29 protein-coding genes are annotated in these 24,939 nt (G+C 58.4%); 13 read left to right on the top strand and 16 right to left on the bottom strand.

Annotated elements, in window-relative coordinates:
• Positions 1-42 precede the first annotated feature (42 nt).
• Positions 43-2,418 (bottom strand): mechanosensitive ion channel domain-containing protein, encoded by a 2,376-nt coding sequence (locus AC2FH8_RS17730; RefSeq protein WP_496690378.1) that lies wholly within the window; start codon positions 2,416-2,418, stop codon positions 43-45.
• Positions 2,419-2,786: 368 nt separating this feature from the next.
• Between AC2FH8_RS17730 and AC2FH8_RS17735 the strand changes: the two genes are divergently transcribed.
• Genes AC2FH8_RS17735 through AC2FH8_RS17765 form a run of 7 tightly spaced genes read left to right on the top strand, consistent with a single transcriptional unit; the run spans position 2,787 to position 9,283 of the window.
• Entirely contained in the window at positions 2,787-4,001 is a 1,215-nt protein-coding gene (locus AC2FH8_RS17735; RefSeq protein WP_185956733.1) for a glycosyltransferase family protein, read from the top strand.
• The gene (locus AC2FH8_RS17740) at positions 3,998-5,245 is read left to right on the top strand and encodes a glycosyltransferase (protein WP_496690379.1); all 1,248 of its coding nucleotides are present in this window, start codon (positions 3,998-4,000) and stop codon (positions 5,243-5,245) included. Before AC2FH8_RS17735 ends, AC2FH8_RS17740 begins: the two co-directional genes overlap by 4 nt.
• Positions 5,245-6,321: a glycosyltransferase family 4 protein gene (locus tag AC2FH8_RS17745; RefSeq protein ID WP_282027598.1), complete on the top strand. Its 1,077-nt coding sequence runs from the start codon at positions 5,245-5,247 to the stop codon at positions 6,319-6,321. Before AC2FH8_RS17740 ends, AC2FH8_RS17745 begins: the two co-directional genes overlap by 1 nt.
• Positions 6,318-6,902 carry a histidine phosphatase family protein gene (locus AC2FH8_RS17750; RefSeq protein WP_282027597.1) on the top strand — a complete coding sequence of 195 codons (585 nt, stop codon included), beginning with the start codon at positions 6,318-6,320 and terminating at the stop codon, positions 6,900-6,902. Before AC2FH8_RS17745 ends, AC2FH8_RS17750 begins: the two co-directional genes overlap by 4 nt.
• Positions 6,899-8,047, top strand: coding sequence for a glycosyltransferase family protein (locus AC2FH8_RS17755; protein ID WP_282027596.1), 1,149 nt, complete (start codon positions 6,899-6,901; stop codon positions 8,045-8,047). Before AC2FH8_RS17750 ends, AC2FH8_RS17755 begins: the two co-directional genes overlap by 4 nt.
• Positions 8,037-8,810 (top strand): polysaccharide deacetylase family protein, encoded by a 774-nt coding sequence (locus AC2FH8_RS17760; protein WP_282027595.1) that lies wholly within the window; start codon positions 8,037-8,039, stop codon positions 8,808-8,810. The genes AC2FH8_RS17755 and AC2FH8_RS17760 overlap by 11 nt, the downstream gene beginning before the upstream one ends.
• The gene (locus AC2FH8_RS17765; RefSeq protein WP_496690380.1) at positions 8,807-9,283 is read left to right on the top strand and encodes a class I SAM-dependent methyltransferase; all 477 of its coding nucleotides are present in this window, start codon (positions 8,807-8,809) and stop codon (positions 9,281-9,283) included. The genes AC2FH8_RS17760 and AC2FH8_RS17765 overlap by 4 nt, the downstream gene beginning before the upstream one ends.
• On the opposite strand, the gene AC2FH8_RS17770 is transcribed toward AC2FH8_RS17765, so the two are convergent.
• Positions 9,284-10,423: an alpha-D-ribose 1-methylphosphonate 5-triphosphate diphosphatase gene (locus AC2FH8_RS17770; protein WP_496690381.1), complete on the bottom strand. Its 1,140-nt coding sequence runs from the start codon at positions 10,421-10,423 to the stop codon at positions 9,284-9,286.
• A gap of 52 nt (positions 10,424-10,475) precedes the next feature.
• On the opposite strand from AC2FH8_RS17770, the gene AC2FH8_RS17775 reads away from it, so the two are divergent.
• Entirely contained in the window at positions 10,476-11,159 is a 684-nt protein-coding gene (locus AC2FH8_RS17775; RefSeq protein WP_496690382.1) for a DUF1045 domain-containing protein, read from the top strand.
• On the opposite strand, the gene phnN is transcribed toward AC2FH8_RS17775, so the two are convergent.
• Genes phnN through AC2FH8_RS17800 form a run of 5 tightly spaced genes read right to left on the bottom strand, consistent with a single transcriptional unit; the run spans position 11,141 to position 14,418 of the window.
• Complete coding sequence (gene phnN, locus AC2FH8_RS17780) at positions 11,141-11,689, bottom strand: phosphonate metabolism protein/1,5-bisphosphokinase (PRPP-forming) PhnN (RefSeq protein ID WP_496690383.1); 549 nt, start codon at positions 11,687-11,689, stop codon at positions 11,141-11,143. The two genes, AC2FH8_RS17775 and phnN, sit on opposite strands and share 19 nt — an antisense overlap.
• Positions 11,686-12,369: a phosphonate C-P lyase system protein PhnL gene (gene phnL, locus AC2FH8_RS17785; RefSeq protein WP_496690384.1), complete on the bottom strand. Its 684-nt coding sequence runs from the start codon at positions 12,367-12,369 to the stop codon at positions 11,686-11,688. Before phnL ends, phnN begins: the two co-directional genes overlap by 4 nt.
• An 11-nt stretch (positions 12,370-12,380) precedes the next feature.
• A complete protein-coding gene (gene phnK, locus AC2FH8_RS17790; RefSeq protein ID WP_271951522.1) occupies positions 12,381-13,151 on the bottom strand; it encodes a phosphonate C-P lyase system protein PhnK in 771 nt (256 codons plus the stop codon).
• 5 nt (positions 13,152-13,156) lie between these two features.
• Positions 13,157-13,561, bottom strand: coding sequence for a VOC family protein (locus tag AC2FH8_RS17795; RefSeq protein WP_496690385.1), 405 nt, complete (start codon positions 13,559-13,561; stop codon positions 13,157-13,159).
• Positions 13,558-14,418 carry an alpha-D-ribose 1-methylphosphonate 5-phosphate C-P-lyase PhnJ gene (locus AC2FH8_RS17800; protein ID WP_142639343.1) on the bottom strand — a complete coding sequence of 287 codons (861 nt, stop codon included), beginning with the start codon at positions 14,416-14,418 and terminating at the stop codon, positions 13,558-13,560. The genes AC2FH8_RS17795 and AC2FH8_RS17800 overlap by 4 nt, the downstream gene beginning before the upstream one ends.
• A 31-nt stretch (positions 14,419-14,449) precedes the next feature.
• Here AC2FH8_RS17800 and AC2FH8_RS17805 point away from each other — a divergent pair, with 31 nt between their 5' ends.
• Positions 14,450-14,662 (top strand): hypothetical protein, encoded by a 213-nt coding sequence (locus AC2FH8_RS17805; protein ID WP_271951519.1) that lies wholly within the window; start codon positions 14,450-14,452, stop codon positions 14,660-14,662.
• 17 nt (positions 14,663-14,679) lie between these two features.
• Here AC2FH8_RS17805 and AC2FH8_RS17810 read toward each other — a convergent pair whose 3' ends face one another.
• From AC2FH8_RS17810 to phnG, 3 genes are read right to left on the bottom strand one after another with little or no spacing between them, the layout of a single operon-like run.
• Complete coding sequence (locus AC2FH8_RS17810) at positions 14,680-15,771, bottom strand: carbon-phosphorus lyase complex subunit (RefSeq protein WP_281995916.1); 1,092 nt, start codon at positions 15,769-15,771, stop codon at positions 14,680-14,682.
• A 3-nt stretch (positions 15,772-15,774) separates the two neighbouring features.
• Positions 15,775-16,350 carry a phosphonate C-P lyase system protein PhnH gene (gene phnH / locus AC2FH8_RS17815; protein WP_281995917.1) on the bottom strand — a complete coding sequence of 192 codons (576 nt, stop codon included), beginning with the start codon at positions 16,348-16,350 and terminating at the stop codon, positions 15,775-15,777.
• Complete coding sequence (phnG, locus tag AC2FH8_RS17820; protein ID WP_281973433.1) at positions 16,350-16,808, bottom strand: phosphonate C-P lyase system protein PhnG; 459 nt, start codon at positions 16,806-16,808, stop codon at positions 16,350-16,352. The genes phnH and phnG overlap by 1 nt, the downstream gene beginning before the upstream one ends.
• Positions 16,809-16,910: 102 nt before the next feature.
• On the opposite strand from phnG, the gene phnF reads away from it, so the two are divergent.
• Positions 16,911-17,621 (top strand): phosphonate metabolism transcriptional regulator PhnF, encoded by a 711-nt coding sequence (gene phnF, locus AC2FH8_RS17825; protein ID WP_281973432.1) that lies wholly within the window; start codon positions 16,911-16,913, stop codon positions 17,619-17,621.
• Between the two features lie 158 nt (positions 17,622-17,779).
• Here phnF and AC2FH8_RS17830 read toward each other — a convergent pair whose 3' ends face one another.
• The 5 genes from AC2FH8_RS17830 to phnC all read right to left on the bottom strand — a co-directional run bounded on the left by AC2FH8_RS17830 (position 17,780) and on the right by phnC (position 22,519).
• On the bottom strand, positions 17,780-18,394 hold the full coding sequence (locus tag AC2FH8_RS17830; RefSeq protein ID WP_496690386.1) for an LbetaH domain-containing protein: 615 nt from the start codon (positions 18,392-18,394) through the stop codon (positions 17,780-17,782).
• 23 nt (positions 18,395-18,417) lie between these two features.
• Positions 18,418-19,785 carry a phosphonate ABC transporter, permease protein PhnE gene (gene phnE, locus AC2FH8_RS17835; RefSeq protein ID WP_496690387.1) on the bottom strand — a complete coding sequence of 456 codons (1,368 nt, stop codon included), beginning with the start codon at positions 19,783-19,785 and terminating at the stop codon, positions 18,418-18,420.
• A complete protein-coding gene (gene phnE / locus AC2FH8_RS17840; RefSeq protein ID WP_496690388.1) occupies positions 19,782-20,663 on the bottom strand; it encodes a phosphonate ABC transporter, permease protein PhnE in 882 nt (293 codons plus the stop codon). Before phnE (AC2FH8_RS17840) ends, phnE (AC2FH8_RS17835) begins: the two co-directional genes overlap by 4 nt.
• Positions 20,664-20,726: 63 nt before the next feature.
• The gene (phnD, locus tag AC2FH8_RS17845; protein ID WP_496690389.1) at positions 20,727-21,629 is read right to left on the bottom strand and encodes a phosphonate ABC transporter substrate-binding protein; all 903 of its coding nucleotides are present in this window, start codon (positions 21,627-21,629) and stop codon (positions 20,727-20,729) included.
• 68 nt (positions 21,630-21,697) lie between these two features.
• Positions 21,698-22,519 carry a phosphonate ABC transporter ATP-binding protein gene (gene phnC / locus AC2FH8_RS17850; RefSeq protein ID WP_142639325.1) on the bottom strand — a complete coding sequence of 274 codons (822 nt, stop codon included), beginning with the start codon at positions 22,517-22,519 and terminating at the stop codon, positions 21,698-21,700.
• 163 nt (positions 22,520-22,682) lie between these two features.
• Between phnC and rpe the strand changes: the two genes are divergently transcribed.
• Positions 22,683-23,369: a ribulose-phosphate 3-epimerase gene (gene rpe / locus AC2FH8_RS17855; RefSeq protein WP_496690390.1), complete on the top strand. Its 687-nt coding sequence runs from the start codon at positions 22,683-22,685 to the stop codon at positions 23,367-23,369.
• A 4-nt stretch (positions 23,370-23,373) separates the two neighbouring features.
• On the opposite strand, the gene AC2FH8_RS17860 is transcribed toward rpe, so the two are convergent.
• Complete coding sequence (locus tag AC2FH8_RS17860; RefSeq protein WP_142639321.1) at positions 23,374-23,805, bottom strand: MarR family winged helix-turn-helix transcriptional regulator; 432 nt, start codon at positions 23,803-23,805, stop codon at positions 23,374-23,376.
• Between the two features lie 79 nt (positions 23,806-23,884).
• On the opposite strand from AC2FH8_RS17860, the gene AC2FH8_RS17865 reads away from it, so the two are divergent.
• Both AC2FH8_RS17865 and AC2FH8_RS17870 read left to right on the top strand, forming a co-directional pair.
• Positions 23,885-24,253, top strand: a complete 369-nt coding sequence (locus AC2FH8_RS17865; protein WP_142639319.1) for an antibiotic biosynthesis monooxygenase family protein — start codon at positions 23,885-23,887, stop codon at positions 24,251-24,253.
• 21 nt (positions 24,254-24,274) lie between these two features.
• A complete protein-coding gene (locus AC2FH8_RS17870) occupies positions 24,275-24,724 on the top strand; it encodes a hypothetical protein (RefSeq protein ID WP_496690391.1) in 450 nt (149 codons plus the stop codon).
• Positions 24,725-24,939: the final 215 nt, after the last annotated feature.

Consider the following 24,939-nt stretch of genomic DNA (forward strand, 5'->3'; position numbering starts at 1 on the left):
GGGTCTCGTCAAAGACGCAGCCCAAAGAGGCGGGTGCGGTCCCTAGCGATCGTCGCCTCCAGGACCGATATCGTCCAGATAATCCTCGTCGATGGCCGCATGCACTGCACCGGTCACCGCTTCGCGTTCCTGCGGTGTCAGGTTTTCGGCCTCTTTTCCGTCAGCAAGCCTGACGGTCACCTCACGATGAGCAAACTTGATCCCTTCGCGAGCAAACAATTCGCGGATATCCTGATAGACCTTCTTACGCACCAGCCACTGATCGCCCGGCTTGGTCATGAACTTGACCCGAATAATCATCGCCGAATCCTGCATTTCGATCACGCCCTGCGATTTCAACGGCTGGATAAAGTTATCCCCAATCACCGGATCGCTCAAAAGCTCTTGGCCCAAATTCTTGATGAGTTTCCGTACTTTTTCGACATCGGTGTCATAGGTCACCCGCAGGGGCAGCTTCATGATCACCCAATCACGCGAATAGTTGGTAAGAACCTTGATCTCGCCAAAGGGGATCGTATTCAGTGCGCCCAGATGGTGCCGCAACTGGAACGACCGGACCGAGATTTTCTCGACCGTCCCCTTCACATCGCCAATGTCGATATATTCGCCTTTGCGGAAGGCATCATCCATCAGGAAGAACGCGCCCGAGAATATATCCCGGACAAGCGTTTGCGACCCGAACCCAACGGCCAGACCCACGACACCGGCACCGGCGAACAGCGGGCTGACATTGATACCCAATTCCATCAGGACAATCAGAACGATGGTCACAACAACAACCGCCAGAATTGCGCCACGGAACAACGGCAGCAGTGTCGCAAGACGGCTTTGCCCGCCTTCCCCGCCCTCGTCGCCCAGTTCAACCTCTCCACCGGCTACGTCTTCTTCCTCAGCAATCTTGGTATCAATCCAGACACGGAAGAAATGGAACAAGATGTAGCCCATGAACAGGATAACCATCACGTCCAGAGCCCGTTCAATAGGTAGGTCTTCGCTCCAGCTTGCGTCAGGATTCCAGATCACAACCAGAGCATATAACCCGACGACAAATGCCAGGATACCGGCCACACGTCGCGCCAGATCCTCATAGGTGACGATCGAGTGCTTTCTCTTTTCCGCTTGCGGGGTTTGAGGAACCTCATCCTCTTCAACACCGACACCAGTCTCTGCGTTCAGCTCTTCAATCTGGCGATTGCGGACGAAGTAGCGTTCAAGCAGATAGTTCATCGCGCCATAGGCAATGACCACAGACATGAAGATGGCATAGCTGCTGGCAACAATCGGAATGGAATTCTCGTTCTCAAGCACCAGATCAACAGCCAGTTTGAACCAGCTGAACACGATATAAACTGCCAGAACCGGCGCCCAGGCAATCGATATCAGGCGCAAAATCCAGGATACCTGTTCCTTTGACCGCCCGCCTCGGATCGCGTTCGAGATGGCGCGCGCGTTGAACAGAATCATCAGAACATTGCCCAAGGCGCCAAACATGGTCAGGCCGCCATAGACCATCGCATAGACATTGTAGTTCAAACCAAAATCCGCAACCCAGGTAGAAAACAATACCACCGAGATATCATATGTCGCGATTGCCGAGGCCCAGACGTAAAGGCGTTTTGCCTCCCGGTCGGAAAAGGGCGGCAGCCGGTACTGACTGAGGTAAGGAGACAACACCATACGCCAAAGATCGGAAACTGTGCGTGCAAGAAAGAATGCCGTAAATATGGCGGTGGTCGTGAACTGAATCGAAAGATCTTCAGCCTCGCCAAAGATCAGATAGCCCACGATCAGGGCCATCAGCATCGCGAAGATCGTGGCCCCAACACCCATGAAAAAGCGAAAGACCAGAAAGGGCATTTTTTCGCGATAGCCCTGCGGATCTTCTTTTGACCGCGCCACCACCAGCCTTTTTGCAAGACGCTTGCCGTAGATTTCTATCGACAGCCAGCGCCCCAGAAGAAGGAAGAGTATATTCCAGCCCAACACTTCGACATAGGTCTGTATTCGGCCGTCCGGACTGGTCTCTCGCAAAACATATTGCACTTCGAAGATCGAATACGGCAAAGCCTGCAGGCGCGACTCCATCGACTCGCGGAACTTCGAGAACCGCTCTTGCGCCTTCATCAACTGTGACCCTTCGGACATCGGGTCATGGGCGATATCGTCGTGCGTCGAGGCGGCATTGCCACCAGATGAGACAAGCTGACCGGCGCTGTCGATGACGATGACGCTTGCACCCGCTTCGGTGGCTGATCGGATCGCGTCAGCCAGTTCGCTTTCCTTATCTGCTTCAGATGTTGTGCCAGACCCCGAACCATACCCGGGTATAAGCGAAGTCTGCGCCGTCGCTTCCGACCCCAGAGATAGCATAGCCACCCAGACGAACAGGGCCATTGCAGCCAATAGGTTAAATCTCATGAATTCTCGCTTCCGGGTCGCATGTTGTCGCAGGTTACAGAAGCTTTCCGAACACTTCAATTTGTGCGCCGCTGCGGTCCCGATAAAGTGCACAGGCGTGTTCCGGGTGCAATGAGTTGGAATCGGATGTTTTCATCCGCTTCAAAACTGAATATGACGGGCTGGGCATACACTTTCGGGCAAGCAGCTAAGGTCTTTGCGCAAAAACGAAAAGGCACCTTGCGGCTTACCAGAGGAATGGCTGACGTTTTACGCAGTCCCTTCCAGTCGGCGGGTCACAAGGCCCTTTGGCAAGACGGGTGAAAGACGATAAGCTAACAGGTGCCGATGCGCGGACCGACACCAAGACACTTAAGACAGGCGAAGGCATGAGCCTAGGAAGACAAAACGATACTACTGGCCGCGCGCCACGGATCCTGTTCTACAGCCATGACACGTTCGGGCTGGGCCATCTGCGCAGGTCTCGTGCACTGGCCGCCGCAATTACGCAGGCGGATCCAACGGCATCATCCCTGATCTTGACCGGATCGCCTGTCGCTGGCCGGTTCACATTTCCGCGCAGGGTCGACCACGTGCGTCTGCCTGGCGTGACCAAACGGGCGGACGGGTCATACGCGTCTCAGACAATAGGGATGGGGATCGACGAGGTGACCGAGTTGCGATCGGGGTTGATTCAGACCGCCGTTCAGCAGTTTGACCCGGACATTCTGATCGTAGACAAAGAACCCACCGGGTTCCGCGGCGAGCTATTGCCAACACTCGAAAACCTTTTGCTCTCGCAGCGCACGAAACTGGTGCTGGGTTTGCGTGATGTTCTGGATGAACCCGAAGTTCTGGCCGCAGAGTGGGAACGGAAAGAGGCAACTGCAGCGACCGAAAGATTCTATCATGAAATCTGGGTTTACGGGCTGCGTTCGATCTATGATCCGACCAAGGGGCTGCCTCTGAATCACGCGGCCCAGTCGCGCATTCACTGGACTGGCTATTTGCGTCGTGATCTGGGGCCAATCGGTACCCCACCGGAGCAGCCCTATATCCTGATTACCCCAGGTGGTGGTGGGGACGGCAAGGCGATGGTGAACCTGGTTCTTTCGGCTTACGAAAAGGACCCCGACCTGTCACCACGCGCGGTATTGGTCTATGGCCCGTTCCTGTCTGGTGATCTGCGGGACGAATTCGAAACACGTGTGGCTGCCTTGAACGGGCGTGTGACCGCCGTCGGCTTTGAATCCCAGATCGAAACGCTGTTCCACGGCGCGGCTGGCGTCGTCTGTATGGGTGGGTATAATACGTTCTGCGAGGTCCTGTCCTTTGACAAACGCGCCGTCATTGTTCCACGGACCAGTCCGCGTATGGAACAGTGGATCCGTGCCTCACGCGCCGAGGATCTGGGACTGATCCGGATGTTGGACGAGTTCCGTGACGGGCTAACAACCGATTCCATGGTCCGTGCCATTCGCGACCTACCACATCAGCCATTGCCGTCTCAGGCCATTGAACAGGGCCTGCTGGACGGGTTGGACTATGTCACCGGTCGTATTGAGGTATTGCTGAATCAGGAACAGGAACGGGCAACCGGATGACCGCAGGCGCGCCCAATCTGGCGGTGTTGGTCAAAGGGTGGCCGCGCCTGTCCGAAACGTTCATCGCGCAGGAACTTGTTGCTCTACAAGAGGCCGGCCATCAGTTCGACATCTGGTCCCTGCGTCATCCAACCGATGTGAAACGGCATCCGCTGCACGACAGGTTTCGTGGCCAGGTTCGGTACCTGCCGGAATATCTGTATCAAGAACCTCAGCGCATATGGGCTGCCCGCGAACAAGCGCAGCGTCTGCCGGGATATGGCGCGGCCTATAAGGTCTGGCGCGCTGATTTGCGCCGCGATCCCACGCATAACCGCATCCGTCGGTTCGGTCAGGCCTGCGTTCTGGCTGCGGAATTGCCCGCCAGCACACAGGTTCTCTATGCGCATTTCATGCATACGCCCTCGTCGGTCGCGCGCTATGCCGCGATCATGCGCGGCCTTCCGTGGAGCTTTTCAGCCCATGCAAAAGATATCTGGACGTCACCGGACTGGGAAAAATCGGAAAAGTTGCACTCCGACACTTACGGAGCAGCTTTTGGTGCAACCTGCACCGCGATCGGCGCCCAGCATCTGCGCAGCCTCGCCGACGATCCGGCACGGGTTGAACTGATCTATCACGGGCTGGACCTGGGCCGCTTTCCCGCCCCGTCGGAACGCGGCTTACGCAGAGCTGACTGCCCTTTTCATATGCTGTCCGTTGGGCGGTTGGTCGAAAAGAAAGGCTTCGATCGCCTGATTGATGCATTCGCCATGCTGCCGGACGATCTTGACTGGCACTGGACGCATATCGGCGGAGGAAGCCTGAGTGATACTTTGCAGAACCGGGCCGCATCGGCCGGGTTGTCCGGGCGCATCACCTGGAAAGGGGCCTGTGACCAACCTGAGGTCATCGCCGCGATGCGCACAGCAGACCTGTTTGTTCTGCCCAGCCGGATTGCCACAGATGGGGACCGGGATGGCTTGCCCAATGTGTTGATGGAAGCCGCCTCGCAGTATCTGCCGATCCTGTCGACCCCCGTTTCTGCGATTCCTGAGTTTATCGAGACAGGCACGCATGGCGTCCTGACGGATGACGATCCGGACGCGCTGGCAAATGCGATTGCACAGCTGGCGGCCAACCCCGCGCAGGCTGCAGCAATGGCGGGTGCTGCCTATGATCGTCTGATCGCCGACTTCCGCATGGACCCGGGCATAGCGCTTTTGTCTGCCAGGTTAAGCGCGCTGGGCGCGCATAAGAGCTGATGCCGCGCATCGCCTTCTACGCCCCGATGAAATCCCCCAACAGCCCGGTGCCGTCGGGGGACCGGGAAATGGCCCGAAATCTTCTTCTGGCAATCCAAGCCCGAGGGGATGCGGTGGATCTGGCCTCGGACCTGCGCGTATTCGACAAGCACGGCGACAAAGAGGTCCAGGCCAAACTGCGCCATGAGGCTGATGCCGAGGTGCTGCGCCTGACCTGCGACCTGCCTGCTGACACTGCACTATGGGTGACCTATCACAATTATTACAAGGCCCCTGATCTGATTGGACCCCGTGTAAGTACGGCGCGAAACATACCCTATGTTCAGCTTGAAAGCACCCGTGCCTACAGCCGCCTTCAGGGGCCATGGTCAGGGTTTGCCCAAGCGGCCCATCAGGCCTGCGACGCGGCCCGGGTGATCTTTTATCACACCGCCAATGACCTCATCACGCTGGAACGCGAGCAGTTCGGAAATCAGGCGCTTGTCGAGCTTCCGCCGTTTCTTCCCGCCTCCTCGCTGCCGCAGGCCTCTAGCTGCGATGGCCCGATGCTGGCCGTGGGCATGATGCGACACGGCGACAAGCAGGCCTCTTACCGGGTGCTGGAACAGGCACTGCGCCACCTGCAGGGCGATTGGTCCCTGTCTATTGCTGGCGATGGTCCCGCCCGCGCCGAAATCGAAGCGCTGATGGCAAAGTTTGGCACGAAAGTCCGGTTTCTGGGGCAGCTTGATCGCGACGCGCTGCGCAAGGCTTATGCTACCGCATCCCTGATGGTCTGGCCCGGCGTGAATGAGGCTTATGGCATGATCTATCTAGAGGCTCAGGCCCATGGCATCCCCGTTGTTGCACAGGACAGGCCGGGCGTTCGGGATGTGCTGATGCCGTCCGACTATCCTTCGGTTGCTGAAGGGGCCAAGGGGCTGGCCGCAAGGCTGCGCACTCTTCTGGACAATCCGGCACTGCGGTCTTCTCAAGGCAGCCAATCGGCCGCATATATAGCCGCGCGCCACCTGATGCCCGATGCAACTGATCGGTTCTGGACGGCTGTTGATCCTTTGCTGGAGGCATCCACATGAGCAAGCTCGCCCTATTGCGCCACGGGCATACGGCGTGGAACCGCGCCGGGCGCATTCAGGGGCGCAGCGATATTCCATTGGATGAACAGGCTCGGACAGAACTGGCATGCTATTCCCTGCCCTCCCCTTGGGATCAGGCTATGGTCTGGTCCAGTCCCTTGGCGCGTGCGGCCCAGACGGCACAACTGGTTTCAGGGCGCGAACCGTTGAAGTCCGAGGCCCTCATGGAAATGAACTGGGGCGCTTGGGAGGGGCAGCACGGCACCGATCTCATTGCCGATCCCGCAAGCGGTTATCGCCATATCGAGGATTGGGGTTGGGATTTCCTACCCCCCGGAGGCGAAAGCCCCGCCGAAATCTGGCAGCGGCTGGAACCTTGGCTTGCCAGTCTTGGCGAAAATACCGTAGCCGTTTGCCATATTGGTATCATGCGGGTCATTCTGGCCCGCGCCTGGGGATGGGATTTTGACGGCCCCGCCCCCTTTAAGATCAAGCGCAACCGCCTCTATATCGTGGACATGGAGTCCATGCGCCCCGAAACTGACCCTATCCGTTTGATCCGGCAGGAGACCCGCATATGAGGGTGATGATCGTTGTGACCCATCTGCTGGGCACCGGACATCTCAGCCGCGCGCTTACATTGGGCCGGGCCTTTGCCGCTGAGGGTCACAAGGTATTGCTCGTCTCAGGCGGAATGCCCGCGCCGCAGCTGGACCATACCGGGATCGACTTGCTAGGGCTGCCGCCATTGCGCTCGGACGGCACCAATTTCACGCGATTGCTGACGCAAACGGATGAGGCCGCGCATCCTGCCTATTTCGACGCTCGCAAGGTTGCCCTGACAGAGGCGCTGCGGAGCTTTGCCCCGGATGCGCTGATCACCGAGCTGTACCCCTTTGGTCGCAGATCCCTGGCGGATGAGTTTGACGCCCTGTTGGATGCTGCCCACGCACAGGGTCGCCGTCCGGTTATTTTGGGATCAGTCAGGGACATACTGGCGCCCCCGTCCAAACCTGCCAAAGCCCAGCGCACCGAGGAAATCATTCTTGACCTCTTTGACGGTGTCCTTGTCCATTCAGACCCAAGCATGATCCCGCTGAGTGTAAGCTGGCCAGTCTCGGAACGTCTGGCGCATCGCCTGTTCTATACCGGGTTCGTGGCCCCTACGGCACCGACCCCGCATCCCGACGGGATTGGTAAAGGTGAGATTCTGGTAAGCGCTGGCGGTGGGTCGGTGGGCGAGCCGATCTTTCAGGCGGCCATCGAGGCCGCACGAAAGATGCCCAACATGCACTGGCGCCTGTTGGTGGGCGGACAGGACGCCTCGGCACGTATAAAACACCTGACAAAACTGGCTGGCGACGCCCCTGTGACGTTAGAACCGGTGCGCCCGGACTTTCGCCAAATGCTGCCCTTGGCCGCCGCGTCGGTCAGCATGTGCGGTTACAACACTGCGTTGGACATCTTGCAGTCTGGCACACCCTCGGTCTTTATCCCCTTCGACGACGGAAGCGAAGTCGAACAGACTTTGCGCAGCCAAAGCCTGTCGAAGCTCAGCGCGATCGACGTATTGCCGAGTGACCAATTGACCGGAGAAACACTGGCGCAGGCTGTCGAGGCCATCCTAGCTGCCCCCAAACGACCAAGCACCAGCCAAGGTTTCAACGGGGCAGAAAAGTCTGTTGAGATTGTAAGATCACTGTTGGATCACGCTCATGACCGGTGATTGGCACCCCCTGATGACCGAGCTTGATATGTGGCGGCGGGACGGGCTGTCTCTGCCGCTGTGGTGGAGGGATGATGACGCGGTCTGTGTCACGCCACAGTTGGAACGTCTAGAGGCGCTGTCCGCATCACTGGAACTGCCGGTACATCTGGCGATTATTCCGCGTGACGCAGATGAAGATCTGGTTACCCATGTCGAAGGCTCGTCCGCATTGATACCGGTGGTCCATGGCTGGGCCCATCAAAACCACGCTTCGACAAACGAGAAGAAATCAGAGTTTCGACTGCATCGCCCCTTTCAGGACATCCGCAGCGATGCGCGGGCCGGGCTGACCCGGTTACAGAGCCTGTTCCCAGACAAGCTGTGCCCTATGTTTGTGCCACCCTGGAACCGGATCGCGTCAGAGATGGTTCAGGAATTGCCGGGCCTAGGATATCAAATCCTGTCCACTGCGACGCCCCGAAAGGAAAAGATGGCGGCACCTGGCCTGATGCAGATCAACACGCATCTGGACCCGATCGACTGGCGCGGGTCACGGGGGTTGGTCCCTCGGGACAAGCTGATCGCGCAGACTGCTGATCTGCTTCGGAACCGGCGCGAAGGGCCTGCGGACAATACCGAGCCGTTTGGGATCCTGACGCATCACCTGGTGCATGATGAAGATATCTGGTCCTTTACGCGAGACATTCTGACGCGGTTTCTGGATGGTCCGGCGACCGTCTGGACCGCCCCAAAAAACGATAAATCACGGAGACCCGAATGAGCCGATTGGATTCAATGCTGCGCCGCCTGACGGCCCAACGCGACGGGCTGAACTGGGCGGTCGATCAGATTACAGATACGAGCGGCGATATACTGGACATGGGTTTGGGGAATGGCCGCACCTATGATCACCTACGTGAAATTCTACCAGACCGGCGCATCTGGGTCATGGACCGGATTTTACAGTGCCACCCGTCCAGCACCCCTCCGGCAGAGGATTTTCTGCAGGGCGAAGCGGGTCCTATGTTAAAGAAACTAGCAGCCGGTGGCCCGAAAATAGCATTGGCACATTACGATTTCGGGCGCGGTATCAAGCAGGATGATGTGGCTGAGGCGGCGATGCTCAGCCCGTTGATCTCTCAGGTCATGCTGCCCGGTGGGCTGCTGATATCCGGCCAACCACTGGTTGGGTTTGAACAGATCACCGGACCGGAGACCATCGCACCCGACCGATACCTTTTCTACAGGGCCTGATCAGGCCACACGTCGCCCTCGCGACCACACTCCGTTCAGGGCAGGCGCCCCTTCACGCATCCGGAACCGAATGACGTCGGCGCGCGCGCCTGCGCGCAGCTCGCCACGGTCTTCCAGCCCGACCACCTGCGCCGGGGACATCGTAACGGTCCGCAGTCCACGGGCCATGTTGTCCCACATCTCGCCCAGCCGTGCCGCCGACAGCAACAACGCGGCCGGCACATAGTCCGAAGACAGAATATCCAGATGTCCCAGATCGGCCAGTTCTTTGGCGGCCACATTCCCCGAATGTGACCCGCCCCGGATTACATTTGGCGCCCCCATCATCACCTTGATCCCGTGATCATGGCAAGCCCGCGCCGCTTCGACGGTAGTGGGGAATTCGGCCAGCCGGATACCGTGGCCCGCTGATACATGTACCTGTTCCCGGGTGGTGTCGTCATGGCTGGCCAGCATGGCCCCAAAACGTTTGGCCGCCTTTACGGCTTCCACCTCGTGCTTTTCGCCGTTCCTGTCCCGCATCGCCTTGAGGTCCGCGACATGCTGCTGGAATTCCTTGCCCTCCAACCCCAGCTTTCCTTTCAGATAACTTTCGAGCTTTGAGATATCACGGAATTGACGCTGACCGGGCGTGTGGTCCATCAGTGACACCAGCCCGACACGGTCCTCGAGGCCGAATTCATCCAGTTCTTCGACCAGCGTTTCTGAACACAACTCGGCCCGCAAATGCAAGAAATGGCTGATTTTTAAGGCGTCTTGCTCTCGTAACTGCCACAGCTCGCGGGACAGGCCACGTGCGTATTTGTTGTAGCGCGGACCAGTCGGGATCGACCCGACGCGCATCGCATCGAACACGGTTGTGATGCCCGTGCTGGCCAGTTCGGCGTCATGGGCAAGAATTGCCGCCGCATGGGGCCAGTCGACCTTGGGGCGGGGCTGGATATGACGTTCCAGATTGTCTGTGTGCAGCTCGACCAGACCGGGGCTGACATAGTCACCCTCACAATCGATTGCACCGCTTGGAACCGCCGCGCCTGTATCGATCTCGGTGATGCTGTCGCCCTGAACCCGGACGCTGCCGTTAATGGTTTCGTCGGGCAGGATCAGCGTGGCATTGGCAAGGATCAATTCTTCTGTCATCTGAACTTCACACAGTTTGAGGTATTGGAAGGCCACGCAATAGGAGGCCAATGTGACATTCACGCGATACGCGATCTATTTTGCGCCACCCGCCACGGCGGAGTGGACGCAATTCGCAACCCGTTGGCTGGGCTGGGACATGGAGGCTGGCACCGAGGTCGCCCATCCTGGGCTGGATGGTGTGGATGTTGCAGCGGTTACGGAGGTACCGCGAAAATACGGGCTGCACGCGACCATGAAACCCCCGTTCCGCCTGCGCGAGGGGCAATCCGTCACAGCGTTGCAAGAGGCCTGCGCCACCCTTGCTGCCAGCCAATGCGCAATCATGATGGAAGGTCTTGAGATTGCCCGCCTTGGCCGGTTTCTGGCCCTGCGACCACTTGGCGACACAGCCGCGCTGAACGCGTTGGCCGCCGCCTGTGTTCAAGAGCTTGATATGTTCCGGTCCCCACCGTCGGCGGCTGAACTTGACCGTCGCCGCGCCTCCAGACTGACACCGGATCAGGACGCCAACCTGGTCAAATGGGGATACCCTTATGTGCTGAACGCGTTTCGGTTTCACATCACCCTGAGCGGCAGGTTGGACAAGCCCGTGCTTGTTTCGGTCCAGCGCACCCTGGAAAACCATCTGGGGCCGCTTTTGCCAAAACCCTTTCGAATTGCGGATCTGGCCCTGATGGGCGAGGCCGAGGATGGACGGTTTCACCTGATCCATCGCTATGCGCTTTCCAACTGAAGGCGGGACAAAATTTTGGCCACCGTATCCTGCAGAGCACCAGAATTGTCGACCTCGATCACCCGGACCAGCCCCTTAGGCAAAGGGGTCTTGGCCTGGCCCAACCGACGCGCCTGTTCGCTGTCACTTTCGCGCCCGCGCAATGACAAGCGTTGCTCTAGAACGCTCGCGTCTGCCGTCAACGAGACAACAATCAGATCGCCAAAGATCTCTTGCGCCTGCAACAACACAGCGCGCGACAGGTTGACCAGAACTGCCTCCGCCACCTGACGTTGCTGCGCGATCTCTTTCGGCACACCATAGAGCAACCCATGTGCATGCCAGCTGAGCGCGAATGCGCCTTCATCTTCCATCTGTCGAAACGCGTCATCGGTGACCCGTTTGAAATCTTCCCCCGCTTCGCCTTCGGGGCGGGTGACGACACGGCGCAGCCGCTGGATACCTTTTGCGCGGGCTTCTAACGCCTCAATCACACTGTCTTTGCCGACACCTGACGGACCGACAACCGCTATGACCGGGGCAAGCGTCATGCCGCAATTCCCGGCGTGAATTGCGAAACGTTGATCTCGCGATCGCAAACCTGCTTCCGCGCGTCAACATCATGGAAGATACCGATAATCGCCGCTCCGCGCTCTTTCGCCTCAAGGATCAGGGACAGGACGGTTTCACGATTCTGCGCATCCAGACTGGCTGTGGGTTCATCCAGCAGCATGGCCGGGTATTCATGGGCAAAGCCGCGCGCGATGTTCACGCGCTGCTGTTCGCCGCCCGAAAAGGTCGTCGGACTAAGGGGCCAGAGCCGTTCAGGAATATTCAGACGCTCGAGCAGACCCGCGGCCTTGTCCAGTGCCTTCTGTTTATCGCAACCAACGGCAAGAAGCGGCTCGGCCACGACCTCAAGCGTCGGCACTCTGGGCACAACACGCAGGAACTGGCTGACATAGCCCAGCGTTTCGCGCCGCAGGGTCAAGATCTCGCGCGGTTCAGCCTTGGCGACGTCTAAACCACCGACCAGAACCTGACCCGAGGCAGCCAGATAGTTGCCATAGATCACCCGCATCAAGGTGGATTTACCTGCCCCCGACGCGCCGGTCAGCGCCACACACTCACCCGGTTCAACCCTGAGCGTAGCGCCCTGCATGACCGGGATCACCGCGCTCCCCTGATTGTGCAGGGTAAAGCTTTTGCTGACATTGTTCAGTTCAATCATTGTCCCGGCCCTCATACCTGCAACACGCTGGACACCAGCAGTTGCGTATAGGCATGCTGCGGATCGTCCAGAACCTGATCAGTCAATCCGGCCTCGACCACATGACCGGCTTTCATCACCATCAGCCGATCCGCCAGCAGACGGACAACGGCAAGATCATGGGTGACAATGATGGCGCTCAGCCCCATTTCCCGAACCAACCCGCGCAACAGGTCCAACAGGCGAGCCTGTACCGAGACGTCCAGACCACCAGTCGGTTCATCCATGAAGACCAGCCTGGGGCCGGTCACAAGATTCCGCGCGATCTGCAGGCGCTGCTGCATGCCACCGGAAAACGCGGACGGACGATCATCAACCCGCTCCGCTTCGATCTCAACCCGACCCAGCCAGTCGATCGCCTTGTCGCGGATATCGCCATAGTGGCGGTCACCTACGGCCATCAGTCGTTCGCCGATATTTCCGCCCGCACTGACAGACATACGCAAGCCATCGCGCGCATGTTGGTGCACGAATGCCCAATCGGTGCGGCTCAGCATCCGGCGTTCAGGTTCCGACATGGTCACGGTATCCACCGGACCGTCTGCACGAGTGTCAAAGATCACCTGCCCCGCATCCGGCACCAGATGACCCGCCAGACAGTTCAGCAGGGTTGACTTGCCCGAACCACTCTCACCCACGATCCCCATCACCTCGCCGGGATAGAGATCAAAACTCACATCGGTACAGCCGATACGGGCCCCGTAGGATTTTCTGATATCCTGTACACTCAGCAGCGGTGTCATTTCATTCACCTTGGGTCATATGAAAACTCGATCCGATTGCCGCCCGGCTCTCGGATCATGAAATGGAGTTTCGGACCTGAACCCGAGGGTTCAGGTGCAAACTCGACAACGACGGCAGGCCAGTCTTTGACCGCATCGAAAACCGCAGTCAGCGCTTCTTCATCGGGAACTTTCAAGGCAACATGATGCAACCCGACGTTCTTGTGCCGGTCAAACCCCTGTAGCCCCTTGCCTTTTTGCTGCCAAAGCGTCAGCTTCGCCGCGCCATTGGTCACATAAACCGCCGGATAATCCGGATTGCTGCCGAAGACCTCCCAAGCCAGCGCATCGACAAAGAACGTCCGCGTGGCGTCGAGGTCCGAAACCGTAAGGCCAAGGTGGTCAATTCCAAGCACATCTTCTCGTTTCATGCGGCATCCTCTCTGGCCAAACGGCCCACATGGCCCGCCTCGCGGCGCGACCGGCAATAATCAGTGTCCGAGCAAACAAACATGCGGGTGCCTGCATCATCCATGATGACTTCATCCAGATAGCTGTCCTCGGCCCCGCACAGATCACAGGGATGGTCGGCCTTGGTGGCCTCGAACGGGTAGTCCTGGAAATCGAGGCTGACGACCTTGGTATGCGGTGGCACCGCGTAGATACGTTGCTCGCGGCCCGCGCCAAACAGCTGGATCGCGTCCATCTCAAGCTTTGGGTTGTCGAATTTCGGGATGGGGGACGGGTCCATCACATAACGGTCCGAGACCATCACAGGATAAGCATAAGCGGTTGAGATCGCACCATGCTGGCTGATGTCTTCGTACAGTTTCACGTGCATCAACCCGTACTCTTCGAGGCTGTGCATCTTGCGTGTCTCGGTCTCGCGCGGTTCCAGAAACCGCAGCGGTTCCGGGATCGGCACTTGATAGACAAGAATCTGATCCGCGCGCAGCTTCGCCTCGGGGATGCGGTGGCGGGTCTGGATGACCGTCGCCTTCTCGGTTTCCTCGGTGGTGGCGACGCCCGCCGTATTCTCGAAAAACTTACGGATAGACACGGCATTGGTCGTATCATCCGCGCCCTGATCAATCACCTTGAACGTATCGTCCGGGGTCAAAGTTGCGGCAGATACCTGCACGCCTCCGGTACCCCAGCCATAAGGCATCGGCATCTCTCGGCTGGCAAATGGCACCTGATATCCGGGAATAGCCAACCCCTTGAGGATCGCCCGACGGATCATCCGCTTGGTTTGTTCGTCCAGATATGCGAAGTTATATTCAGTCATTTGATGTAACTATTTTGTTTCTGGTGTTTTTATGAACGTATTTGGTATTTGTTCGCTCTTTTTGGCGATTATGCTCTATTTTATCTGGCGCAATTTTCGCGCAAAGTGGCGCCTCGGGGCTATGGCCCGCGACCTTTCGTGCGAATGGGAATCGCTTGAAATCGTGAATTCGCGCGAAGCATTCGGCAGGAAATCGCCCAATCAGGGCAACGACTGGTTTTTGAACCGTAGGACGAGCCTGTAGGGCAAAGCGTACAGAGCTCATTCCGCAGCCTCCCTCGATGCAGTCCGTTCCTCGGCCTCGCGGCGCAGCTTGCGCACCAGTTCCAGTTCGGATTGAAAATCCACGTAATGCGGCAGCTTGATATGTTCGAGGAAACCCGTTGCCTGAATATTGTCTGAGTGGCTCAGGACAAATTCCTCGTCCTGTGCAGGTGCGCCCAGATTGTCCTCGCCCAGCTCCTCCCACCGCAGCGCCCGGTCGACCAGAGCCATGGCGATGGATTTGCGTTCAGACTGGCCAAAGACGAGCCCATAGCCGCGTGTAAACTGTGGCGGCTCAGTCTTTGAGCCTTGGAACTGGTTCACCGTCTCACATTCGGTCAACTCGACTTCGCCGATCTCGATGGCAAAGCCCAGTTCGGGAATGTCCATTTCGACCGCGACCTTGCCGATCCGCAGCTCGCCAACAAAGGCGTGGTTGCGGGCATAGCCGCGCTGAGTCGAATAGGCCATGCCCAACACAAACCCTTCATCCCCGCGCGCCAGCGATTGCAACCGCAGCGGACGGCCCGCCGGAAACTCCAGCGGCTCGCGGGTCAAGTCGCCGGGCGTAGCATCACTGACCGGCTCGTCCTGAATGATATCCTCACTCTTGAGGAATTTGGTGATATGCGGGGTCGGCTCGTGTCGCGCCGTACCTTCGGGCGCGGGTAGAGTTTCGCCATCCGCAGCCAGTTTGAAATCCAGCAGGCGGTGGGTGTAGTCGAATGTCGGGCCCAGCACCTGCCCGCCCGGCGCATCCTTGAACGTCGCCGATATCCGACGGTCACAGGCCATATTGCCCGTTTCAACCGGTTCGGAATAACCAAAACGCGGCAATGTCGTGCGATAGGCGCGGATCAGAAAGATCGCTTCGATCAGATCGCCACGCGCCTGTTTGATCGCCAGTGCGGCAAGGTCCGGATCATACAGCGATCCTTCTGCCATCACCCGGTTCACCGCCAGGCTCAGCTGCTCCCGGATCTGGACCAGGCTAAGCTCGGCCACATCCGGGGCGCCTCGGCGCTCTTCGGCCAACCAGGCATGGGCATTCTCAATCGCCTTTTCGCCTCCTTTGACGGCAACATACATCGCTTAACCCTCCGCGCTGATCTGGGTACTGCGCGGCAGGGCCGCGACCTTGTCACCGCAGGTAAAGAAGAAGTCACATCCCAAAGGGAAAAGAGCCGCATTACGTTGCAACGCAGGGATATCGGGTAGGTTCAAGCCTGCGCTCTGCTTGATACCGGGACCGTGCAAAATGGCACCGGACTGATCCAGGCTGTCACGCTCAACAATCAGAGTGGTTGACCGATCCGGATACTCGGCAGTTCCGATACGATAGCGATCCAGCCCACCAATTTCGCCCCAAGTGCCGACGGCGAAATCTGCCTCGGCAGCAGGAACCAGCGGCGCGCCGGTGTGGAAGGTCAGCCATTCGCGCAGAGCATCGGTGTCGAGCTCACCCGCCAGATGTACCTTGGTTTCCGGGTCGCATAAAGTCAGCAACAAGGTGCCCGCTGCTACCGACAAAGGCGCTGGGGGCACGGCCCCTGACAGGCTGCGGATTTCGCCTGGGCGTGCCATCACCGTCATCGCCGCGCGAAAAACATGTGCGGAATCAACCGGTATGTTCTGGAACCCGCCCGAGAATTGAGTTTGCGCAGTCATCAATCTTCTCCCCGAACCAGCGTGAAGAATTCTACTTTGGTTGCCGCCGCCTTTGCCGCCCGCGCGATTTTGACCGCCTGCATTTTCTGTTCCAGCGGACCGAGCAGGTTTTCCTGCACATGGTCTGCTGCCGCAGTCTGCATCATCGCATCAATCACAGCTGCAGCTTCGGCCTTGGGCTTTGACCGGCCCTGAACATAGCCATGTCCAACCGTGCCATCCTGCAAGACCACCGAGCAGCGCGTGACCGTCATTTCACCCAGGTTGAACGGCGCCCCGGTGGCGCCGGTACGTCCGCGCACCATCACGCCGCCCACTTCGGGGCTGCGCAGCCATTCAAAGCCGGGACGGTCCGTGAGACCCTCCCACAGCGCCAACGTGGCTTCATCTGGCGCGCGGGCCAGCAGGCCCATCCAGGTCTTACGCGCCTCGGTCGCGGAATCTGTCTGTTGTGTCATCAAAGCCTCTTGGCGGGGTTGTCTACTTATCATATACAACTATACAAATCATAGACCGCCGCCCGGCGACTCGCAATCGCAACTGTGTGAATTTTTGGTGACATGAACAAAACGCCGATCTGGAAAAGCATCGCCCTAAGCCTGACGTCGGACATTGCCGAAGGGCGATATCAAACCGGTGACCGGTTGCCGACCGAAGCGCAACTGGCCGCAACGCATGGCGTTAACCGCCACACGGTTCGCCGGGCGCTGTCTGACATGGCCGACCAGGGGCTGGTCCATTCTAGGCGCGGGGCCGGTGTATTCGTCGCCACCCGACCAACCGAGTATCCGATTGGTAAGCGGGTGCGATACCACAAGAGCATCTCGGCCAGCGGCAAGATGCCCGGCAAGAAGATCCTCGCCCTGACCACACGGGCCGCGGATGAAGCCGAGGCCGATGCATTGGGGCTTGAAACCGGCGACACGGTGCATGTCTATGACGGTCTGTCTCTGGCCGACGGGCAACCCATCGGCCTGTTTCAAAGCGTTTTTCCGGCCAAGCGATTTCCTGACATTCTGCAGATTCTAACCGAAACCCAATCCGTCACCAAAGCCCTGCAAAGATGCGATGTGCCAGATTACACGCGCATCTCAACCCGCCTGACCGCGCGCGCGGCCACGGCAACTCAAGCTCTGCACTTGCACCTGCCCGAGGGCGCACCAGTCTTGTTTTCGATCGGCATCAATGCAGACCCCGATGGCAATCCTGTCGAGTATGGAAGAACAACCTTTGCCGGAGAGCGAGTCACGCTGACCCTGAACGAGGATTGATCCCGTAGGTCTCCCGCCCGTCTTCAACCTCCTATCGGAGGTCTCATCCCGTTGGGCGTAGCGCCGCGCAAAGCGCGGCGCCCGGCCCAAGGCCGCAAAGGGGGATCGGCGAAACCGATGCTTCTGCGAGCGCGGAGCACCTGGGGTCACAGGGCCAGCTATTCGTATTTCTCCAAAAACGCCTCAGCCTCTAGTTTGCGAAAATCCGGCAATGCGTCACGCAAGCGGCTGTTGTCCCAGTCCCACCAGGCCAACTGCTCCATCCGATCCGCAACCGCTTGTGGGAACCTGGGGCGGAGTGGTTGGGCCGCCACCCCAGCAACGATCATGTAGGGCGGCACGTCTTTGGTCACCAGCGCCCCGGATGCGATGACCGCACCATTACCGATTGTCACCTCGGGCTTGATGATCGCCCCGTGACCGATCCATGTGTCATGCCCGATAAATGCGATCCGGCTTGCGCGATGGACAAACCACTCCGCATCATCCTCGGCATCGTCCCAATAGTCAGCCGACCGATAGCTAAAATGATGCAGCGAGGCCTTTTGCAACGGGTGATCCGTAGCGCCGATCCGGGTAAAGCTGGCAATGTTCGAAAACTTACCGATCCTTGCATTAGCGATGTCGCAGGTCCGGTCGCAATAGGAATAGTCGCCCCAGACCGCGTTGGCGATCCGGCTGCCGGTGCCAATCTCGACAAATGCACCAAAGCTGCTGTTGGTAATCTGGCAATCGGGATGGATGAACGGTTCATCCGCGCGCAATCGTGCCATAGTCCTGACCTTTCAAGCTGCGCTCACGGCAGAATAAAATCTTTGGTTTTCGCGTTGCTCGGCTTGCTCTTCTTGCCGCTGTCGCCCTGGATCAAACGACGCCGTAACCAGCCCGAGAACCAATCCATCAACATCACCATGAGAATGATCAGAACGATGTAATAGGCGACCTCTTCCCAATCTTTCTGAGTGATGATCGCCTGCGTCAGCAACAGACCAATGCCGCCGCCAGTAATCGCGCCAATTATGGTCGCGCTGCGGGTGTTGGATTCGAGAAAGTACAAAAGCTGGCTCAACAGCACGGGAGTGATCTGTGGGATCACGCCAAAGCGATAGCGCTGCGGCGCATTCGCACCGGTCGACTGCACGCCCTCGATCTGCTTCTCATCCACATTCTCTAGCGCTTCTGAGAATATCTTGCCGAATGTCCCGGTATCGGTCACCAGAATTGCCAGCGCTCCGGTCAACGGCCCTGGGCCGAAGGCCCGTGCCAGAACAACGGTCCAGATCAAGGCGTCCACACCGCGTACAAAGTCGAACACCCGCCGTGTGGCAAAGCGCACCGACCGCAAGGGGTTAAAGTTCCGCGTCGCCAGGAACGCCAGTGGCAAGGCGATAATCCCTGCCCCCATGGTGCCCAGAAACGCCATCAGGATCGTCTCAAAGATGGCCCAGGCCACATCCTGATGCCGCCAGATCTTGTTGGTCCAGAAATCGTTGAAAATAGCACCGGCCTCACCGGCGGTGGCGCGGCTGACCAACTCGGGGAAAGATTTGCCATAATACGGGCTGTCGAGGGTGAACCAAAACAGCTCCCACCCTGGGAAATAGCGAAACACTTCGGACCGGTTGCGGGTCACGGTCAGACGCCCGGCATCGGTGGTGATCGCCAGCCGATTTTTCGAGACATTGATCCAGTCTGGAACATCGCCCGCCGGTAACTCTGCTTGCACCCCAGAGGCCCGGCTGGGCGTAGCGCGCACGACGCCATAGCCAGGGATATCGTATTCGATTGTCTCGGGGCCGAATCGCACCAAGTGACCATCCTCCAGGTCAATGATCGTGGTTTCGCCCAACGCCACCCAGTCGGGTGCTGTCCCGTCAGGATAGGTGCCTTTGCGGTCCCCTTCGACCGCAACGGACACATCACCATTGCGGTTATCCCGCGTGACATGGGTTTTGTAGCTGTAACTGTCGGCAACAAGCGTCTTGCCGTTTTCCCAATTTGCACGCCCGGCAATACCAGGCACGTCAAAGGCAAAGAACACGTAAATCAGGTAAAAAGCGACAAGGCCGGGCAACCCGAAATTCACGATCCGTTTGCGGTTGAACAGACGACCGGCCTCGGCCTTGAGGTCATCTGTCGACAGATCAGTGGCAAAGGTCGTCATGCCGAAGCTCCTTTTTCAGACCCGTGGGTCAGGCGATCCCGCAGATAGCCGGACAGCTGATCCACGACCATGATTGTGACAAAAAGCAGAAGGAAGATGGCCGCGGCCTCGTCGTAGCGCCCCTGCCCCCATGACATCGCGTTGCGCAGCTCATAGCCCAGACCGCCAGCACCGACGAAACCGAGGATGGCCGAGGCACGGATGTTGATCTCGAACCGCAGCAAGGCATAGCTGACATAGTTCGGTCCGACCTGTGGGATCACGCCCAAATACATCCGTTGCGACCAGTTCGCGCCCACCGAATGCAGCCCCTCAACCGGCTTCAGCGAAGCGTTCTCGTTCACTTCCGAGAACAGCTTGCCCAACGCGCCGGCGGTATGGATGGCAATCGCAATCATGGCCGGAACCGGACCGCCGCCGAGAATAAAGATCAAAACCAGCGCGATAACGATTTCAGGGATGGCCCTGCAGATATCGGAAATCCGCCGAAACAAAGGGATCAGAGATGGCCTTTGCGCCATGCCCCGTGTCGACATCAGGGCTAGAAATGTGCCCGCAATCGTACCGATCAGGGTTGATGCTGCCGCGATATTGATCGTCTCAATCAGGGCCGGAAAGAACCGGATCAGATTCTCCGGCATCGCGCCGATCTTTTCCCACGCTTCCGAGAGAACCTCGGCCGGATAGTCGAAAACCCTGCGCCAACCGTCAACGAAACTGCCTGCGTTTCGATCATCCGCAGTTCGGAACCCTGCGGCCATCAAAGCCACAAACAGGATCAGGAGAATGCCACCATAGGCCCGTTTTCGCCGGGTCATTTCTGAGTATTCGTCGCGGATCTGATCGACACTGTGGGACCCTGCGGTCAGGTCTGTCATAGAATGCTCCTGAGAAAACGGGGTCCGGTATAACACCGGACCCCGATCATGTGAGTTGCAGGCTTAGTTGGATTTCAGCTTGCGGGCTTCAATGATGACCTCGTAGGCCTCATGCGTGATGGGATCAAAGCTCTTGGCTTCGCCTGCTGCCACGCCGTAGAAACACTCGCGGTCTTTTTCATCCAGCGTGTTCCACAGTTCAGTGACCTGAACTTTGACATCTTCGGGCAAGGCCTTGCGCAGAACGACCGGGCCTTCCGGGATCGGCGCCGATTTCCAGATCTCGACCAGATCGTTCATGTCGACCAGACCGGCATCAACAGCGCGGCGCAGCGCGCCCGACTGATAGCCATCTTCCCAATCACCCAGGCCGTCGGCCCAGGTCACGCCGCCGTCAACGTCACCGTTGTTTACCGCAACGATAGTCTGTTCGTGACCGCCGGTGAACTTGACCTCACCGAAGTAATCGCCCGAGTCCATGGTGGCGCCGGTGGCCTGTGGAATCTCGATCGAAGGGATCAGGTATCCTGAGGTCGAGTTCGGATCACCAAAACCAAAGGCCTTACCCTTCATGTCTTCCAGCGAGGCGATGCCGCTATCTTTGCGCGCAAAGCCTACCGAGTAGTAGCCATAGCCGCCATCACTGTTGACCTTGACCAGAACCGGCTCAACCGCTTCGGGATCGCTCAGATAGGTTTTGGCGTAACCCGACGCACCCAACCAAGCGACGTCAATCGTGCCACCCAGCAGGCCCTGAATCACACCGTTATAATCGGCAGGGGCGAACAGCTTGGTCGGAACGCCCAACAGCTCTTCGGTGTATTCGCGCAGGCATTCGTTTTTGCTCATCCGGTCCTGAGCGTTTTCGCCGCCCAGAATACCAATTCGGAATTCGCTGATTTCCTGCGCCATAGCGGGCGCGGCCATGGCAGTGGTCGCAACAAGGGCAGCAATTAGGTTTTTCATCTGTCTCTCTCCAGGTTGATGTCCCCGACCTCTCATCGGGTCGGGCGATGAAAGGTGGTTGGGGTGGCTCAGATGGTGGCTTCGGCTTCCATCAGGGCCTTCTGGGTGGCGTCGAGCGTTTCGATCTCGGTCGAGGTCGCCTCTTCCGAGAAACTCGCATCGGCCCCATAGATCTCGCGGGCGACGCCGGTGGTCAGTTGTTCGGGCAACCCGTCAAAGACGATGCGGCCGTCGCGCATGCCGACAACGCGGTCGCAATAGCGGCGCGCGGTATCCAGCGTGTGCAAGTTGGCGATGACCGTGCGGCCATCCTCTTCGTGGATGCGGCGCAGGGCCTGCATCACCACCTGGGCATTCATCGGGTCCAGCGATGCGATCGGCTCATCCGCTAGAATGATTTTGGGGTCCTGCATCAAAGCCCGCGCGATGGCGACACGCTGCTGCTGTCCACCCGACAGCGCCTCGGCCCGTTTCGGCGCATGTTCGGCGATGCCCAGACGATCCAGAATGTCGATGGCGCGGTGGATGTCCTCCATCGGGAACAGGTTGAACATGGTGGCCAGTGTCGATTGGCGGTTCAGTGTGCCATGCAGCACGTTCGACACCACATCCATGCGCGGCACCAGATTGAACTGCTGAAAGATCATGGCGCATTCGGCCTGCCACGCCCGCTTCTCTCGCCCCTTCAACTGGGTGACATCGCGGCCTTCGAACAGGATCTTGCCTTCGCTGGAATCGGTCAGGCGATTGACCATCCGCAAAAGGGTGGATTTCCCGGCGCCGGATCGCCCGATGATGCCGATCATGCACGGCTTGTCTACATCCAAAGTCGCCGCATCCACGGCTATGTTTTCGCCGAAGCGTTTGGTCAGTTTGTCGATACGCAGCACAGGCCACCCCCAATTCGTCTTGGCGGTGAGCTACAGGCACTGTTCAACGGCTGTGTGTCAGTAAGGTGAAAGTTTTGTTACGGCGCGATTGTCGCGGGGGCTATCCATCAACTGACCTCAACGCTATACGCATCCTCAACTGTTCAGATGACACGAGGCAACCATGAGCTTTGACCGCAGCATCAAGATCGCCCCGTCGATCCTGTCCGCCGATTTTGCCAATTTCGGCGCCGAGATTCAGGCCATTGAGGCTCAGGGCGCCGACTGGGTGCATATTGACGTGATGGATGGCCATTTTGTCCCCAACCTGACCTTTGGTCCACCCGCCGTCAAAGCCTTTCGTCCGCATGTCAAAACGGTGATGGACGTGCATCTGATGATCACCCCAGTCGATCCCTACATTCAGGCCTATGCGGATGCTGGGGCCGATGTCCTGACCGCCCATATCGAGGCAGGGCCGCATTCGCACCGCACCTTGCAGGCCATCCGCGCTGCAGGAATGAAGGCCGGTATCGCGCTGAACCCGGGCACTCCGGCCAAAGCGGTGGAGCACCTGTTGGATCTGACCGATCTCATCTGCGTTATGACCGTAAACCCCGGCTTTGGCGGCCAGAAGTTCATCGACATGACCAGCAAAATCCGCCGCCTGCGCCAGATGATTGGCGACCGTCCCGTCCATATTGAGATTGATGGCGGCGTTGATCCAAACACCGCCCCGCTGGTCGCGGCCGCAGGCGCCGACGTTCTGGTTGCCGGCTCAGCTGTGTTCAAAGGTGGATCGGTAGATCAGCCCGGGGTCTATGGCGACAACATCCGCGCCGTGCGGGCCGCTGCGAATTCCGCGCTGTAACTCATTATTCCTGGCGCATGCCCGAAATCACCCTGTGCATGAGGTCCAGAAACTGACGTTGTTCCTCGGCGCTCAGCCCCGCAAGCGCCTGCGCGTTTACGGTCTGGGCGGCCTCATATGCCTCCGCGCGTATCCCTGACGCCTTTTCGGTCAACCAGATCAGCTGAGCTCTGGCATCGGTTGGGTTTTTGGTTCTCTTGACCAAACTGTCCCGCTCCATCCGGTTGAGCGTGTTGGCCAACGTCGCCTGCTCGACGTCGATTTTGCCAAGCAGCTCTTTTTGCGACACGCCGTCCTTTTGCCAAAGCTCCAGCAAAATGGGGAATTGCCCAACGACGATCCCCAAAGGAGAGATACGCTGCTGCAGGTCCCGGGCAAACAAGCGCGCCATGTGATTGACCAGATATCCGGCAGAGTCTTCTTTCGTGAAATCCATGTCGGATAAATACACTTGCATAGCATGCTATGCAATATTATATAGCTTGCTATGTTATTTTCTGAAAGAGGATCAAAGAATGGCACGCATCGTAGAACTGGACGAAATCGCAACCCTGGCTGACCAGATGGAAACCGAGGAAGGCCCCGTCGTTCTGATCAACCTGTTCACGGTTGACGCCAAGGACGAAGACGCCCTGCTGACCGCCTGGTCCCACGACGCGGATTTCATGAAATCGCAACCGGGATACATCTCGACGCAACTGCACAAAGGCATCGCCAACAGCGCGACCTTCGTGAACTATGCTGTCTGGCAAGATGTGAAGAGTTTCCGTCAGGCCTTTACCAATCCTGAATTCCAAAGCCGTATCGCCGACTACCCGGACAGCGCAGTGACGCGACCACATCTTCTGCGCAAGCTGACGGTCGACAACCACTGTGTTGCCTAAGGCAAAAAGTGGAGGCGACCCATGATCAGAACAATCCACCCCATCGCTGGAGTTATCGGATTTCTAACAATCCTGACATTCTGGACATCTACTTTGTACAGCGAGATCTTCGCTTCCCACGCGACCGTGGCATCAGTAAAAACCATGATCGTCTATGGCCTGTTCTTGCTGGTCCCGGCCATGGTAATTGTCGGCGCCACAGGAATGTCGATGGGAAGCTGGCGCAAAGATGCTTCGGCATTGGCCAAAAAGAAAAGAATGCCGATCATCGCAGCCAACGGCCTGCTTATTCTGGTACCCGCAGCACTCTACCTGAAAGCAAAGGCCGGAGCCGGGGCCTTCGACACCAGCTTCTACCTTGTTCAGGTCATCGAATTGGTCGCTGGTGCCACCAATCTGACATTGATGGGTATGAGTATCCGTGACGGCCGGGCAATGACCGCGCGCAGGCGCAGTCAGTCCCAGAAATAAAGATGCATTCCAAACAGAAAAAGCCCGCCCCCGTTTGGGGCGGGCTTTTTTGTTTCGACGGTTAGGTCTGAGACTATTCGACGAACGATCTCATCACCGCCTCCGATCACTCAACACTCATTGGTGTACGACATGGGTGCGTCGCGGGCTTGTCGAGATCAAACGAGAAAGGGCGCCGAATGGGCGCCCTTTCCATTTGATCATTCGCTTGCGCG

The sequence above is a fragment of the Ruegeria sp. CDSC025 genome, from assembly GCF_059610805.1.